General features: G+C 65.5%; 15 protein-coding genes. 12 read left to right on the plus strand and 3 right to left on the minus strand.

Annotation, left to right across the window (positions count from 1 at the left end; all coding sequences use genetic code 11):
* Positions 1 to 25 precede the first annotated feature (25 nt).
* From DFR67_RS29085 to DFR67_RS29100, 4 genes are all read left to right on the plus strand, one after another.
* Positions 26 to 2,338 (plus strand): heavy metal translocating P-type ATPase, encoded by a 2,313-nt coding sequence (locus DFR67_RS29085; RefSeq protein WP_110472942.1) that lies wholly within the window; start codon positions 26 to 28, stop codon positions 2,336 to 2,338.
* Positions 2,339 to 2,404: 66 nt separating this feature from the next.
* Positions 2,405 to 4,555 carry a heavy metal translocating P-type ATPase gene (locus tag DFR67_RS29090; protein ID WP_425451360.1) on the plus strand — a complete coding sequence of 717 codons (2,151 nt, stop codon included), beginning with the start codon at positions 2,405 to 2,407 and terminating at the stop codon, positions 4,553 to 4,555.
* Between the two features lie 38 nt (positions 4,556 to 4,593).
* Positions 4,594 to 4,917, plus strand: a complete 324-nt coding sequence (locus tag DFR67_RS29095) for a metal-sensitive transcriptional regulator (RefSeq protein WP_110472943.1) — start codon at positions 4,594 to 4,596, stop codon at positions 4,915 to 4,917.
* Between the two features lie 65 nt (positions 4,918 to 4,982).
* The gene (locus tag DFR67_RS29100; RefSeq protein WP_110472944.1) at positions 4,983 to 5,237 is read left to right on the plus strand and encodes a hypothetical protein; all 255 of its coding nucleotides are present in this window, start codon (positions 4,983 to 4,985) and stop codon (positions 5,235 to 5,237) included.
* A 359-nt stretch (positions 5,238 to 5,596) separates the two neighbouring features.
* Here the strand turns inward: DFR67_RS29100 and DFR67_RS29105 are convergent, their stop codons facing one another.
* From DFR67_RS29105 to DFR67_RS29115, 3 genes are all read right to left on the minus strand, one after another.
* Positions 5,597 to 6,760 carry an ATP-binding protein gene (locus DFR67_RS29105; protein WP_245938236.1) on the minus strand — a complete coding sequence of 388 codons (1,164 nt, stop codon included), beginning with the start codon at positions 6,758 to 6,760 and terminating at the stop codon, positions 5,597 to 5,599.
* A gap of 170 nt (positions 6,761 to 6,930) precedes the next feature.
* On the minus strand, positions 6,931 to 7,239 hold the full coding sequence (locus DFR67_RS29110) for an alkylmercury lyase (RefSeq protein ID WP_110472945.1): 309 nt from the start codon (positions 7,237 to 7,239) through the stop codon (positions 6,931 to 6,933).
* 44 nt (positions 7,240 to 7,283) lie between these two features.
* Complete coding sequence (locus DFR67_RS29115; RefSeq protein WP_110472946.1) at positions 7,284 to 7,709, minus strand: bleomycin resistance protein; 426 nt, start codon at positions 7,707 to 7,709, stop codon at positions 7,284 to 7,286.
* Positions 7,710 to 8,088: 379 nt separating this feature from the next.
* Here DFR67_RS29115 and DFR67_RS29120 point away from each other — a divergent pair, with 379 nt between their 5' ends.
* From DFR67_RS29120 to DFR67_RS29155, 8 genes are all read left to right on the plus strand, one after another.
* Entirely contained in the window at positions 8,089 to 8,469 is a 381-nt protein-coding gene (locus DFR67_RS29120) for an ArsR/SmtB family transcription factor (protein WP_110472947.1), read from the plus strand.
* Complete coding sequence (arsB, locus tag DFR67_RS29125) at positions 8,466 to 9,560, plus strand: ACR3 family arsenite efflux transporter (RefSeq protein ID WP_110472948.1); 1,095 nt, start codon at positions 8,466 to 8,468, stop codon at positions 9,558 to 9,560. Before DFR67_RS29120 ends, arsB begins: the two co-directional genes overlap by 4 nt.
* Positions 9,561 to 10,211, plus strand: a complete 651-nt coding sequence (locus DFR67_RS29130) for an arsenate reductase ArsC (protein ID WP_110472949.1) — start codon at positions 9,561 to 9,563, stop codon at positions 10,209 to 10,211. It abuts the gene before it with no gap.
* Between the two features lie 49 nt (positions 10,212 to 10,260).
* On the plus strand, positions 10,261 to 10,677 hold the full coding sequence (locus DFR67_RS29135; protein ID WP_110472950.1) for an arsenate reductase ArsC: 417 nt from the start codon (positions 10,261 to 10,263) through the stop codon (positions 10,675 to 10,677).
* A 27-nt stretch (positions 10,678 to 10,704) separates the two neighbouring features.
* On the plus strand, positions 10,705 to 11,685 hold the full coding sequence (gene trxB / locus DFR67_RS29140; protein ID WP_110472951.1) for a thioredoxin-disulfide reductase: 981 nt from the start codon (positions 10,705 to 10,707) through the stop codon (positions 11,683 to 11,685).
* A gap of 21 nt (positions 11,686 to 11,706) precedes the next feature.
* The gene (gene arsD, locus DFR67_RS29145; RefSeq protein WP_110472957.1) at positions 11,707 to 12,114 is read left to right on the plus strand and encodes an arsenite efflux transporter metallochaperone ArsD; all 408 of its coding nucleotides are present in this window, start codon (positions 11,707 to 11,709) and stop codon (positions 12,112 to 12,114) included.
* Complete coding sequence (arsA, locus tag DFR67_RS29150; RefSeq protein WP_425451361.1) at positions 12,111 to 13,907, plus strand: arsenical pump-driving ATPase; 1,797 nt, start codon at positions 12,111 to 12,113, stop codon at positions 13,905 to 13,907. Before arsD ends, arsA begins: the two co-directional genes overlap by 4 nt.
* A gap of 40 nt (positions 13,908 to 13,947) precedes the next feature.
* On the plus strand, positions 13,948 to 14,192 hold a 245-nt coding region (locus DFR67_RS29155), incomplete at its 3' end, for an arsenate-mycothiol transferase ArsC (RefSeq protein WP_146240572.1).

Genomic DNA, 14,192 nt, shown 5'->3' on the forward strand with positions numbered 1-14,192 from the left:
CACAACCACGTTCAAAAGGAACACCATGGCTACTGCACCTGCACCCCAGACGACTTCTGCTGCACTCGAACTCGAGATCGGTGGCATGACCTGCGCGTCGTGCGCCAACCGGATCGAACGTAAACTGAACAAACTGCCCGGTGTGACTGCGACGGTGAACTACGCCACCGAAAAGGCCAAAGTTACGACCACCTCCGGCGATCTCGATCCCTCGACACTCATCGCCACCGTCGAGCAGGCCGGGTACACCGCTGCCCTGCCCTCCACCGCCGCCGACGACGACGGCGGCGAGCACACGCGCCCCGACAGCGAGCTCGCCGCCCTACGTCAGCGGCTGTGGGTCTCGGTCGTGCTGACGGTGCCGGTCATTGCGCTGGCGATGGTTCCGGCGTGGCAGTTCACCTACTGGCAGTGGGCCTCACTGACTCTGGCCGCACCAGTGATCGTGTGGGGGGCCTGGCCATTTCACACCGCTGCGTGGACGAACCTGCGGCACGGGACAGCCACCATGGACACGTTGGTGTCGGTCGGCACCCTCGCAGCCCTGGCGTGGTCGATCTACGCGTTGTTCTGGGGCACCGCCGGGCGGGCGGGGATGACCCACGGTTTCGAGCTGACCGTCTCCCCCACTGACGGTGCCGGCAACATCTATCTGGAAGTAGCAGCCGGGGTCACCATGTTCGTCCTGGCGGGCCGGTACTTCGAAAAGCGCTCCAAACGCCAGGCCGGGGCAGCGCTGCGCGCCCTGCTTGAACTCGGAGCCAAAGACGTCGCTGTCCTGCGCGGCGGCACCGAAACCCGCATCCCCGTCACGCAGTTGCGGGTGGGCGATGAGTTCGTGGTGCGGCCCGGGGAGAAAATCGCCACCGACGGAGTGATCACCGCTGGGAACTCCGCGGTCGATGCGAGCATGCTGACCGGAGAATCGCTGCCGGTGGAAGTGGGCGAAGGCGATGCGGTCACCGGCGCCACCGTCAACGCCGGCGGCCGGCTGATCGTGCGGGCCACCCGTGTGGGCGCCGACACCCAGCTGGCGCGAATGGCCCAGCTCGTTGAAGACGCCCAATCCGGCAAAGCACAGGTCCAGCGGCTCGCTGATCGCATTTCCGGGATCTTCGTCCCCATCGTCATCGCGATCGCGGCCATGGTGCTCGGCGGATGGATCGGCGCTGGGTTCCCGCTCAGTGCCGCGTTCACTGCCGCCGTCGCAGTGCTGATCATCGCCTGCCCCTGCGCACTGGGCCTGGCTACTCCCACCGCACTGTTGGTGGGCACCGGCCGCGGAGCCCAATTGGGGATCTTGATCAAAGGCCCCGAAGTGCTCGAATCGACCCGCGCTGTGGACACCATTGTCCTGGACAAGACCGGCACCGTGACCACCGGAGCAATGACCCTGCACGATGTCATCACCGCCGACGGTGTCGCCACCGACGACGTGCTGCGACTGGCCGGCGCCCTCGAGCACGCCTCTGAGCACCCGATCGCGCGGGCAATCGCGGCCGCCGCAGCCGAGCAGACCGGGCCGCTACCCGCGGTCGAGTCGTTCACCAGCGTGAACGGCAAAGGTGTGCACGGTGTCATCGACGGCCGCGCCGTCCTGGTGGGACGAGAGAGCCTGCTCGCCGACTGGTCTTTGCGCCTCGAAGGCGCCCTGGCCATAGCCAAGACCGCGGCCGAACAGACCGGTAAAACCGCGGTCGCCGTCGCCTGGGACGGCCGCGTCCGCGCGGTGTTGGTAGTCGCCGACACGATCAAATCCACCAGCGCCCAGGCCATCGCCCAGTTCACCGCCCTGGGCCTGACCCCGATCCTGCTCACCGGGGACAACCAGGCCGCCGCCGACCACGTGGCCGCCCAGGTCGGGATCACCGAGGTCATCGCCGAAGTCCTGCCCCAGGACAAACTCACCGTCATCGCCGACCTGCAACAGCGGGGCAAAACAGTGGCCATGGTCGGCGACGGTGTCAACGACGCCGCCGCTCTCGCCCAGGCCGATCTGGGCCTGGCCATGGGCACCGGCACCGACGTGGCCATCGAAGCCGCCGACATCACCCTGGTACGCGGAGATTTACGTTCGGCCGCCGACGCCATCCGGTTGGCCCGCAAAACTCTAGGGACCATCAAAATGAACCTGTTCTGGGCATTCGCCTACAACATCGCCGCGATCCCCCTGGCCGCACTCGGACTGCTCAACCCCATGCTCGCCGGCGCCGCGATGGCCTTCTCCAGCGTGTTCGTCGTCAGCAACAGCCTGCGCCTGCGCGGGTTCACCTCCCACGCCACCGCCGCCCCAGCGCTCACCCCCGACGCACCCGCCCGGTCGCTGCAGCACGCCTGAACACCCACGCCCACTCACCCTCACATCACCTCGACTAATACCCCCTGGGGGTATAGGATGGTTGTCATGAACGCGTCTTCTCACCACCACCAGGGACAGTCGGCCGGCCATGCCGGGAGCACCGAAGCTGCGGGGATGCACGGCCATACCGCCCACGAGCACCCCGGCCCTGACGGTGCGATGGGCCATCAGGGCCACACCGGTGAACACAGCGGCCATCAGGGCCACGCCGGGCACGGTGACCATGTAGGTCAGTTCCGGCGCCTGTTCTGGATCATGCTGCTACTGGCCATCCCCGTGGTCGGGTTCTCCAGTATGTTCGCCATGGTCGTGGGCTACGACGTGCCCGATTCTGGAGCGGTGTCGTGGATCTCGCCGATCCTGGGCACAGTGATGTTCGCCTGGGGAGGGCGCCCGTTCCTGACCGGAGCCCTGAGCGAGGTGCGCGCGCGAGCGCCGGGCATGATGCTGCTCATCGCACTGGCGATCACGGTGGCGTTCGTGGCGTCGTGGGGCGCATCCCTGGACCTGCTCGACCACCAGCTCGACTTCTGGTGGGAACTGGCCCTGCTGATCGTGATCATGCTGTTGGGGCACTGGATCGAGATGCGGTCGCTGGCCCAAACCACCTCCGCCCTGGACTCCTTGGCTGCACTGCTGCCCGATGAGGCCGAACGCGTCGACGGCGACACCACGGTCACCGTCTCCCCCTCGCAGCTGCAGGTCGGTGATGTGGTCATCGTGCGCCCCGGAGCCAGCGTCCCGGCGGACGGAAAAATCGTCGACGGCAGCGCCGACATGGACGAGTCGATGGTGACCGGCGAATCGAAAACAGTGCGCCGCGGCATCGATGACGCCGTGGTCGCCGGCACCGTCGCCACCGACTCCGGCCTGCGGGTGCAGGTCACCGCCACCGGCGACGACACCGCCCTGGCCGGTATCGGGCGGCTGGTCTCCGACGCCCAGAACTCGACGTCGCGGGCCCAGCGGCTCGCCGACACCGCCGCCGCCTGGCTGTTCTGGTTCGCACTCGGTGCTGCGGTCCTGACTGCCATCGCCTGGACCGCACTGGGCTACCCCGACGACGCGGTCGTGCGCACCATCACCGTCCTGGTCATCGCCTGCCCCCACGCTCTGGGCTTGGCCATCCCGCTGGTGGTGGCCATCGCCACCGAACGCGCCGCCCGCGGCGGGGTATTGATCAAAGACCGCCTCGCGCTCGAAAGCATGCGCACCGTGGACACCGTGCTCTTCGACAAGACCGGCACCCTCACCAAAGGCGAACCCACCGTCACCGCCGTACACGCCGCCGCCGGCCACACCGACGACGAAGTGCTGGCCTGGGCCGCAGCGGCCGAAGCCGACAGCGAACACCCTTTGGGTAAAGCGATCGCGCACGCCGCCCACACCCGGGCTCTACCCCTGAGCACCGCACGTGAGTTCAGTTCGTCACCGGCAGTGGGTGTATCAGCACTCGTCGACGGACGCCGCATCCAAGTCGGTGGTCCACGACTGCTGGAGCAGTACCACCATGCTGAACTCGACATCGCCGACACCTGGCGGACCGACGGCGCCATCATCTTGCACGTACTGGCCGACGGACACCTGATCGGAGCCCTCAAGCTGGCCGATGAGGTACGCAGCGAATCGCGTGAGGCCGTCACCGCGCTGCACAAGCTCGGCGTCCAGGTCGTCATGATCACCGGTGACGCGCACGCCGTGGCCCACTCAGTGGCCACCGAACTCGGCATTGACCGCGTATTCGCCGGCGTCCGCCCCGAAGACAAGGCCTCCAAAGTCAAAGCGCTCCAAAGCGAAGGCCGGAAAACAGCCATGGTCGGCGACGGCGTCAACGACGCCCCCGCGCTCGCCCAAGCCGACGTCGGCATCGCCATCGGCGCCGGCACCGATGTCGCCATCGCCTCCGCCGGGGTCATCTTGGCCAGCGACGACCCCCGATCGGTGCTCTCGGTGATCGAGCTGTCTCGGGCAAGCTACCGCAAGATGCAGCAAAACCTGTGGTGGGCCGCCGGCTACAACCTCATCTCCGTTCCCCTGGCAGCCGGAGTGCTCGCAGGAATCGGGTTCGTCTTGCCCATGTCCGTCGGCGCCATCCTGATGTCTGCATCGACCGTGGTCGTCGCCCTCAACGCCCAACTGCTACGGCGACTGGACCTGCGGCCCGGCGCTAGCGCCACCGCCGCATCGCGCAGGTAGCGACTTACACTGCACAGGCCCGACAACGAAGGACACCCATGGCTACCAGCACACCCACCCACGACGGCGATCACACAGCCTCGCACGGATACATCGACGACAAGAAAAAGTACCTCGCCCGCCTCAAACGCATCGAAGGCCAAGCCCGCGGTCTGCACCGCATGGTCGACGAAGAGCAGTACTGCATCGACATCCTCACTCAAATCTCCGCGCTCACCAAAGCGCTCGAGAGCGTGGCGATCGGCCTGCTCGACGACCACCTCAAACACTGCGTCGTCGATGCCGCCAAAACCGGCGGTGCAGAAGCTGAAGTAAAGCTCAAAGAAGCCACCGACGCCATCGCCCGGCTAGTCCGCTCGTAAAGACGATCACCCCCCGGGGCCCTCAACAAGAACCCGATCTACTACCAAAGGCCCGCCCACCCGACATGGCACACACCACCCGCCTGCCCCACTGGTTTTCCATCCTCGTCATCGCCTCCGGGGCGACCATCGCGTTCGTGCTGGGCCTGGTCTTCTCCGCCCCATATGCCACCGACGTCGCCCACACCCGCCAGCCGCATCCACCCACCATCACCGACCCCGGCTGGCCTCACCTTCACAACTGGGCATGGGCAGCGGCCATAGGCATCGCCGTGCTCATCCCCTTATCCTTCGGCATCCGCCGCATCGGCCGCCACTAGTTCGGGCGGGCGCCACTTTCGACACCTGCTGGCAGCACGCGCAAGCACCACCAAAGATGCGTACCCACCGGCACGTACTGCCAAAGAACCTGTCGCCGAAACCGCGAAGACGCGGCGTCAATGCCGGGCACACTCCACGCCTGCGTGCTGACCAACTCACCCGCGATCTCCCTCACGCTCGCGCGTGATTAGCTGACATGCACCTTCCGTTGACGTGACTATTCAATATCGGCGTAAGCGATTGTCAAACACCATGTTTCGTCACCTTTGACCGAATGCAGCGCGAATGCCACCCGCCGCTATCTGCCCACAGCGGGCAAGGGCTGGCGCCCGGCCCCCGCCGGGGTCAGTGTGCTGGCTCAGCGTTGTTCTGCCGGCGAATGAACTCGGCCATGCCGGGAACGGTAAAAGGCTACGACCCCGCGTTCGGGTGCCCAGATCAAGCCTTTCTTGATACAGGCGTCACGGTGCGGTGCCACCGATTGCATGGAACTGCCCAGCGCTGTGGCGATCGCGGAGGATCGAGGCTGCTCAGTGCCGCTGACAGCCATGGCGTGTAGGTATCGCCGTTCGGCCTCGGTGGCGCGGAGCCATCGTGAGCTGTAAAAGCCGGCGTCGAGGGAGGCGTGTCCGGTGCTCACCGCATCTTCGGCTTCAATCACGCTGAACGGTGATCCCGTTGCCACGCGCCATAATTCGTAGCCAAACACTTGCAGGAAGTATGGATAGCCGGCACTGGCAGTGACCACATAGTCAGCGGCCTCGTCGGTGACGGCTTGCCCCAGCCGAGAGATTGGCGCGACGATCGCCGCCCGCGCCTCGTCGTTGGAGACCGGTCCGATGGTGCGGTAGTCGAATTGCCGTTCCGCGTAGGACCGTGCATCAGCTAAGACTTGCGGGAGGTTCGGCAGGCCCGCCCCGACCAAGAAAAACGGCCATCCCCGTTGGGCGGCACGGTGTTGGGTTGCGAGCAGGACCTGGAGCAGCGGCGCCTCGAGCTCCTGCATTTCGTCGACGAACACCCCGAACGCATTGCCTTCTGTGCGCAGTTCATCGCACAGCTCTTCCACGAGATCTTCGAACTCAACCCCTAACGATGCCTGCTGCGGCGGAGCCGCTTTGGACACGCTGACCCCCGTGCCGAACGCAGTCGCCGACACCGAAAACTCCTCGGTCATCGACCGGAGCCGGTCCACAATCGACCGGGCGAACTTTCGGCGCCGAAGCGCCCGGGTGACGTCCTTGGAGATTCGCCGGCGCAGGGCTTCGGCGCCTTCCTGACTTGTCTGCGCTTCGACCTCGACCACGACCCAATCATTACGGCGGGCTTGGTCAGCCATGGTCGCCAACAACGTCGTCTTCCCGACGCCACGCAGCCCTTGCAGCATCAACCCACGGTCATAACGGCGTTGCTTGACCCGTGCGACGAGCAGATCGAAACGCTCCAGTTCCCGAGTACGACCCACCAGCTCAGGCGGACGAGTACCCGAACCGGGCGTGAACGGATTAAGACCAGATTCCACCAGCAGACACTAGCAAAGTATCAGTCCGTATAAGGCTTAGCCTTATACACACTGATACAGCCCTACAGACCGGTTCGGCTAGGCGACAGCCGACAAATCGGCTCCTTCGGATGCGGCGGATCACGCCGGACAGACCGTCGTGTCACGCGAAAACCGCTGTGTGAGATTGCTTAGGCCTTGGCGCGGAGCACATCAGCCAGTTGGTCAACGGTCGGCAGCCCGGCTGCACCGGCCTTAGTCCGGTAGAGACGGCACGCAAGTTGATCAACCTGAGGGGCACCGTCGAAGGCATCAGTGCCATCGATGAGTATCGTCGGCGAACCAGCAAACGGCGACGCTGCCGCCTCGGCATCGGACCCAATCCGCCACAACCCGATGTCAAGATCTGTTCTTCCGATCGTGGCTGCCGCCGCGCGGACACGATCGGCCGCCGCTACCCAGTTCGGGCATCCATCAAAGTAGAGAATCTCGACCCGCATATTAACCATTGTGCCCTGATCGACGACACGACTGCTTAGACCCCTCAGGCCCCATCAACTACTGGCGAGAAAAACGTCAGCAAATTCCCAGCCAGATCAACCACCGCAAACTCTCGGGTGCCCCACTCAGTGTCCGTGGGCCCCGCCCCAGCATCACCCGGATGTAGAACCTGAGCTGCCGCCATCTCGCGATAGAGCTCGTCCAACCCATCGGTCTCTATCCGGCAACTCGCCGTTCCCGCGAGGAAGCTTTCAGCGCCACTGCAGATCGGCATCGAGACAAAGTCAGAACGCGCCCGCCAATCGTCGTCGAACGCCGCCCACAAATGCACCTCTGCACCCTCGCGCACCAGCTTCGCGAACCCATCATCTGACGCAACAACCGTGAAACCTAGACGTTCGCAATAAAAGTCGACACCGGCCACGATGCGCTCGACTGGCAGCGCCGGCACCGCCCTCAACAAACTCATCACCCAATCTAACGTCTGACCGCGTAATCCACGAGACCCGGCACAGCCGAAAGTACGTAGATCGAGACGACGTCGCCGGCGCAGAAGGCGACCACGGTCCTGTGGCTCATCACCCCTGGCCTTGGCACTTGGTACTACCTGACGGCCTCGAACTCGCCGTCGCAGTCGTGGTCGCCCCAAACCCTCATCGACGTCGCCGGGATGGTTAATCTACGTCCGCGTCATCCCCCGACTGATACCGAGGTCCGAGCCCGTTCCGACCTGATCCTGCGCCGAGACACGCAGGGACGCCCGAGGGTTCCCCTGGGCAGCGATCAGATTCCCGACGTTCAGCAGCTGTTCATTTGACCGCTGATTCGGCAGCGGTCAATATAGACATATGTCGAAACAACACGCGGAGCCTGACGCTCCGTGCTGCTCGCCTTTGGTGCGTGAGCCGCTGACCGAGGACTGGGCCGGCGATCTGGCCCGCATGTTCAAAGCTCTCGGCGACCCGGTGCGTCTGCGGTTGCTGAGCTTGGTGGCCAGCCACGAAGGCGGCGAGGCCTGCGTCTGCGACATCTCCGAGTCCTTCGACCTGTCTCAGCCCACGATCTCCCATCACCTCAAAGTGCTGCGGTCGGCGGGCCTGCTGGACTGCGAGCGCCGCGGGACGTGGGTCTACTACTGGGTGATTCCCGCTGCCCTGCAACAACTCTCCGCTGTGCTCGGTGAACCCGCCATCGCTTTGCAGGCCCCTTCGGACGAGGTGTCGGCATGAGCACCACCACCGACCAGCCGGCCGTTGTCGGCAAACTCTCCACCCTCGACCGGTTCTTGCCGGTGTGGATCGGTGTGGCCATGGTCGCCGGCCTGCTGCTGGGCCGGACGATTCCGGGCCTGGACGACGTGGTGAGCGCGGTCGAGATCGACGGTATCTCGCTGCCGATCGCGATCGGGTTGTTGATCATGATGTACCCGGTCCTGGCGAAGGTTCGCTACGACCGCCTCGACACTGTCACCGGTGACCGCAAACTACTGCTCGGGTCGCTGGCACTGAATTGGGTTCTCGGGCCGGCGCTGATGTTCGCGCTGGCCTGGCTCCTGTTGCCCGACCTACCGGAGTATCGGACCGGGCTGATCATTGTCGGCCTGGCCCGGTGCATCGCGATGGTGATCATCTGGAACGACCTGGCCTGTGGTGATCGTGAAGCGGCAGCAGTGCTGGTGGCGATCAACTCGGTGTTCCAGGTCGTCATGTTCGCCGTGCTGGGCTGGTTCTACCTCTCGGTCCTGCCGGGCTGGCTCGGCTTGGAACAGACCACCATCGACGCTTCCCCGTGGCAGATCGCCAAGTCGGTGCTGATATTCCTGGGTATCCCGCTGTTGGCCGGGTTCTTGACCCGCCGTTACGGCGAAAAGGCCAAGGGCCGCACCTGGTATGAGGAGAAGTTCCTGCCTCGGATCGGCCCGTGGGCGCTGTATGGGTTGCTGTTCACCATCGTCATCCTGTTCGCACTGCAAGGCGATCAGATCACTTCCAAACCCTGGGACGTGGTGCGGATTGCGTTGCCGCTGCTGGTGTACTTCGCGGTCATGTGGGGCGGCGGTTACGCCCTCGGGGCGGTGATGGGGCTGGGGTACGAGCGCACCACCACCCTCGCGTTCACCGCGGCGGGCAACAACTTCGAACTCGCCATTGCGGTGGCGATCGCGACCTATGGCGTCACCTCCGGGCAAGCTCTGGCCGGCGTCGTGGGGCCTTTGATCGAGGTCCCGGTCCTGGTCGGGTTGGTGTACGTCTCTCTCGCTCTGCGTAAGCGCTTTACCCCCGCACCATCTGCCATCTCGTCTGTGACCAAGGAGTCTTAGATGTCCGAGCACCGCGTCCAACCCGAACTGCTGATGCCCCAGGCGTTGCTGTCCCGCACCGCCGAGGCCCTGGCTGAGAAGTACGAAGGTGTGTTCTCCCCGCAGACGGTGGAACGCTACGTGTTCGAGTCCTACACCGCGCTGCGCCGCACCGCGACGATCTACAACCACCTCCCGGCCTTGGCGGGTCGGTTCGCTGCCGATCGCCTGTCGGCGTTGGCTCAATCCACCGGCGCCGCACCCAAGGACGTGCCGGAGGTGCTGTTCATCTGCGTGCACAACGCTGGCCGGTCGCAGATGGCCGCAGCCCTGCTCGATCACTACGGCAAGGGTGCTGTTCATGTGCGGTCGGCGGGATCGGCACCGGTGGGCGCCATCAGCCCGGTCGTGGTCGAAGCGATGGCGGAGATCGGTCTAGATCTGGAGGCGCAGTACCCCAAACCGCTGACCGACGACGTCGTCGCCGCGGCCGATGTGGTCGTGTCCATGGGATGCGGCGACGCGTGCGCGATCTATCCGGGCAAGCGCTATCTGGACTGGACCCTCGACGATCCCCACGGACAGTCTCTCGAGGTGGTCCGCGCCATCCGCGATGACCTCGACGTCCGGGTCCAGGAGTTGTTGCGCCAGTTGACTGCTGTTCCCGCCTAAACCTGTTCCCACTCCTCTGTTCTCTCCCCTGACGAAAGGATCTCGACCTATGACCACCACTCCCAGCGTGCTGTTCGTGTGCGTGCACAACGCCGGCCGCTCGCAGATGGCTGCCGGATTCTTGTCCCATCTGGCCGGCGATGCGATCGAGGTCCGCTCCGCTGGTAGCGCTCCGGCCGACAGCATCAACCCCGCAGCGGTGGAGGCGATGGCCGAAGAGGGCATCGACATCACCGCCCAGACCCCGAAGATCCTCACCACCGACGCGGTGGCGGCATCCGACGTGGTGATCACCATGGGATGCGGCGACACCTGCCCGATCTTCCCCGGCAAAAGCTACCGGGACTGGGTCCTCGATGACCCTGCCGGCCAAGGCGTGGATGCGGTCCGGCCCATCCGCGATGAGATCAAGACCCGCGTCGAGGCGCTCATCGCCGAGCTCACCTCCACACCCGCCGCCCACTGATCTGCTGACTGTTCGCCCAGGAGAGCCATGACCGACACCGTGCACGACCTGATCATCGTGGGCTCCGGGCCTGCCGGGTACACCGCCGGGATCTACGCGGGCCGCGCCGAGCTGGCACCGCTGCTGTTCGAAGGCTCCCAGTTCGGTGGGGCGCTGATGACCACCACCGAGGTGGAGAACTTCCCCGGCTTCCGCGCCGGGATCATGGGCCCGGAGTTGATGGAGGAGATGCGTGAGCAGGCAACACGTTTCGGCACCGACATCCGCACCGAGGACGTCGACCAGCTGGAGCTGGCCGGGCCGATCAAGACCGTCCATGCCGGCGGAGTTGCCTACCAGGCTCATGCGGTGATCCTGGCGATGGGCGCCGCGGCCCGCTACCTGAACATTCCCGGGGAACAAGAACTTCTCGGTCGTGGGGTCAGTGCGTGCGCGACCTGTGATGGGTTCTTCTTCCGGGACCAGGACATCGTGGTCGTCGGCGGCGGCGATTCGGCGATGGAAGAAGCCACCTTCCTGACCCGCTTTGCCCGCAGCGTCACCCTGGTCCATCGCCGCACCGAGTTCCGGGCGTCGCGGATCATGCTCGAGCGCGCCAGGGCCAACCCCAAGATCCGTTTTCTGACCAACGCCGCACCTGTCCAGGTCCTGGGCGAGAGCAGTGTCACCGGATTGGTTGTTCAAGACACCATCACCGGCGAGCAGACCACTCTGGCCGCGACAGGGATGTTCGTGGCCATCGGGCACGACCCGCGCAGCGCCCTGGTGACCGGGCAGGTCGATCTCGACGACGCCGGCTATGTGCAGGTGCAATCGCCGACCACCGCCACCTCCATTGACGGGGTGTTCGCCGCCGGCGACCTGGTCGATCACACCTACCGGCAGGCGATCACCGCCGCCGGGACCGGGTGCGCCGCAGCGATCGACGCCGAACGCTGGCTCGCCGATCGCGCCGACACCACCACTTCGGTCGCGGCCGGCCACCCCGTCGCCGCCGCCACCGCCTGAACACCTTCAGAAAGGTTGTCACTGATGAGCATTGAGATTTTCGAACCGGCACTGTGTTGTGCCACCGGCGTGTGTGGCGACGATGTGGATCAGGCCCTGATCACCTTCTCCGCCGACATCGACTGGCTCCGTAGCCAGGGCGCCGACATCACTCGATTCAATCTGGCCAGCGAGCCGATGGCCTTCGCCGAGCGTGAACCAGTCACCGCGTTCCTGCAGCTGACCGGGTCGCAAGGCCTGCCACTGGCATTGGTCAACGGAGTGACGGCCATGACCGGCACCTACCCGACGCGACGCCAGCTCGCCACCTGGGCCGGCCTGCCCGCCCCCGAGGCCACTGCACCCGCCGCCGGGGTGCTATCGCTCACCGACACCAGCGGCTGCTGCACCCCGGACGCCGACTCGGGCTCCGAGTCCGGTTGCTGCTGACCGTGTCGCATCTCCAGTTTCTCGACGCCGCGCCCCGGTTTCTGTTCTTCACCGGTAAAGGTGGGGTCGGCAAAACCTCCCTCGCCTGCGCCTGCGCCATCACCCTGGCCGGTGCGGGCACAAGGGTGCTGCTGGTGAGCACCGACCCAGCCTCCAACGTCGGGCAGGTGTTCGGGCTCTCGATCGGCAACACCATCACCGATGTTCCTGCGGTGCCGGGGCTGTCGGCGCTGGAAATTGATCCCGAGCAGGCCGCGGCCGCCTACCGCGAACGCATCATCGCACCGGTCCGAGGCCTGCTCCCCGACGCTGAGCTGGCCACCATCACCGAGCAACTGTCCGGCTCGTGCACCACCGAGATCGCCTCGTTCAACGAGTTCACCACCCTGCTCACCGACGACGATGCCGCCCTGGCCGGATTCGATCATGTGCTCTTCGATACCGCACCGACCGGGCACACCATCCGCCTGCTCCAGTTGCCCGGGTCGTGGACCGAGTTCCTCGACGACGGCAAAGGTGACCCCTCCTGCCTCGGACCGCTGTCCGGGCTGGAGAAGCAACGCTCCATGTACGCCGGTGCTGTTGCGGCGTTGGCCGACGCCGCCCGCACCCGGCTCGTCTTGGTGGCCCGCGCTCAGCGCTCTACCCTCGCCGAAATCGCCCGCACCCACGCCGAACTGGCCGCCATCGGATTGACCACCCAACATGTGGTGATCAACGGCGTCCTGCCACGCCCGGACGTCGATGACCCTGTTGCGCACGCCATCTACGACCGCGAGCAACGGGCCATCGCTGAACTCCCCCGTGAGCTGCAGGCGTTGCCGGTCGACTACATCGACCTCAAACCCACCAACATCGTCGGACTGGGCGCCCTTGCAACCCTGCTGCACCCCACCAGCACCGATCAGCAGCTCGACGAGCCAGCGCCAGCCGCCGACGTCGACGCCGCACCGCTGTCAGCGTTGATCGACGAACTTGAGCCCCGAGGGCACGGGCTCATCATGTGCATGGGCAAAGGTGGGGTCGGCAAGACCACCGTCGCCGCAGCGATCGCGGTGGCTCTGGCCGGCCGCGGCCACCAGGTACATCTGACGACCACCGACCCCGCCGCCCACCTCACCCACACCCTGACCGGACATCTGGACAATCTGACGGTCTCGCGCATCGACCCTGCCGAGGCGACCGAGCAGTACCGCCGGCGGGTGCTGGCCACCAAAGGTGCGCACCTCGACGAACAGGGCCGAGCCACACTGGCCGAAGATTTGCGCTCACCGTGCACTGAGGAAGTGGCTGTGTTCCAGGCCTTTTCCCGGGTCATCAACCAATCACGGCGGACCTTCGTTGTTGTCGATACCGCACCCACCGGGCACACCCTGTTGCTGCTCGACGCGACTGGTTCGTATCACCGTGAGATCGCCCGGCAGATGGGCGAGCAGACTTCGTTCACCACCCCCATGATGCGGCTGCAAAACCCGGACGAGACGAAAGTACTGCTGGTGACGCTGGCTGAGACCACCCCGCGCCTCGAGGCCGAGGGCCTGCAGCAGGATCTGCAGCGGGCCGGCATTACCCCGTGGGCGTGGGTCATCAACAATTCGCTCGCTGCCGCACACCCCACGTCCCCGCTACTGGCCCGGCGGGCGGCCGCCGAACTCGACGAGATCGCGGCGATCACCACCACCCATGACCGTGTTGCGGTCATCCCGATGCTGCCCGCCGAGCCTGTCGGCATCAGCGCACTGGAGAACCTAGCGGCATCGACACCTCACGTCCCTACACCAATCCACCTCTGACCCCCGAGACCCTCAACACCGAAAAGGATTGCCTGTCACCATGAGTTCGACTCCTCGTGTTCTATTTGTCTGCGTCAAGAACGGCGGCAAATCGCAAATGGCGGCCGGCCTGATGACCAAGGTCGCCGGCGACTCGATCGACGTACAGTCTGCGGGCACCGCTCCCGGCTCGACCATCAACGCACTGTCTGCCCAATCGCTCCTCGAGGTCGGCGTCGACATCTCCGCCAACACACCCCGGGCTATTGATCCTGACCTGCTGGCGCAGATGGACGTGGTGGTCAC

The sequence above is a fragment of the Williamsia limnetica genome (assembly GCF_003217475.1).
Taxonomy (GTDB): Bacteria; Actinomycetota; Actinomycetes; order Mycobacteriales; family Mycobacteriaceae; genus Williamsia; species Williamsia limnetica.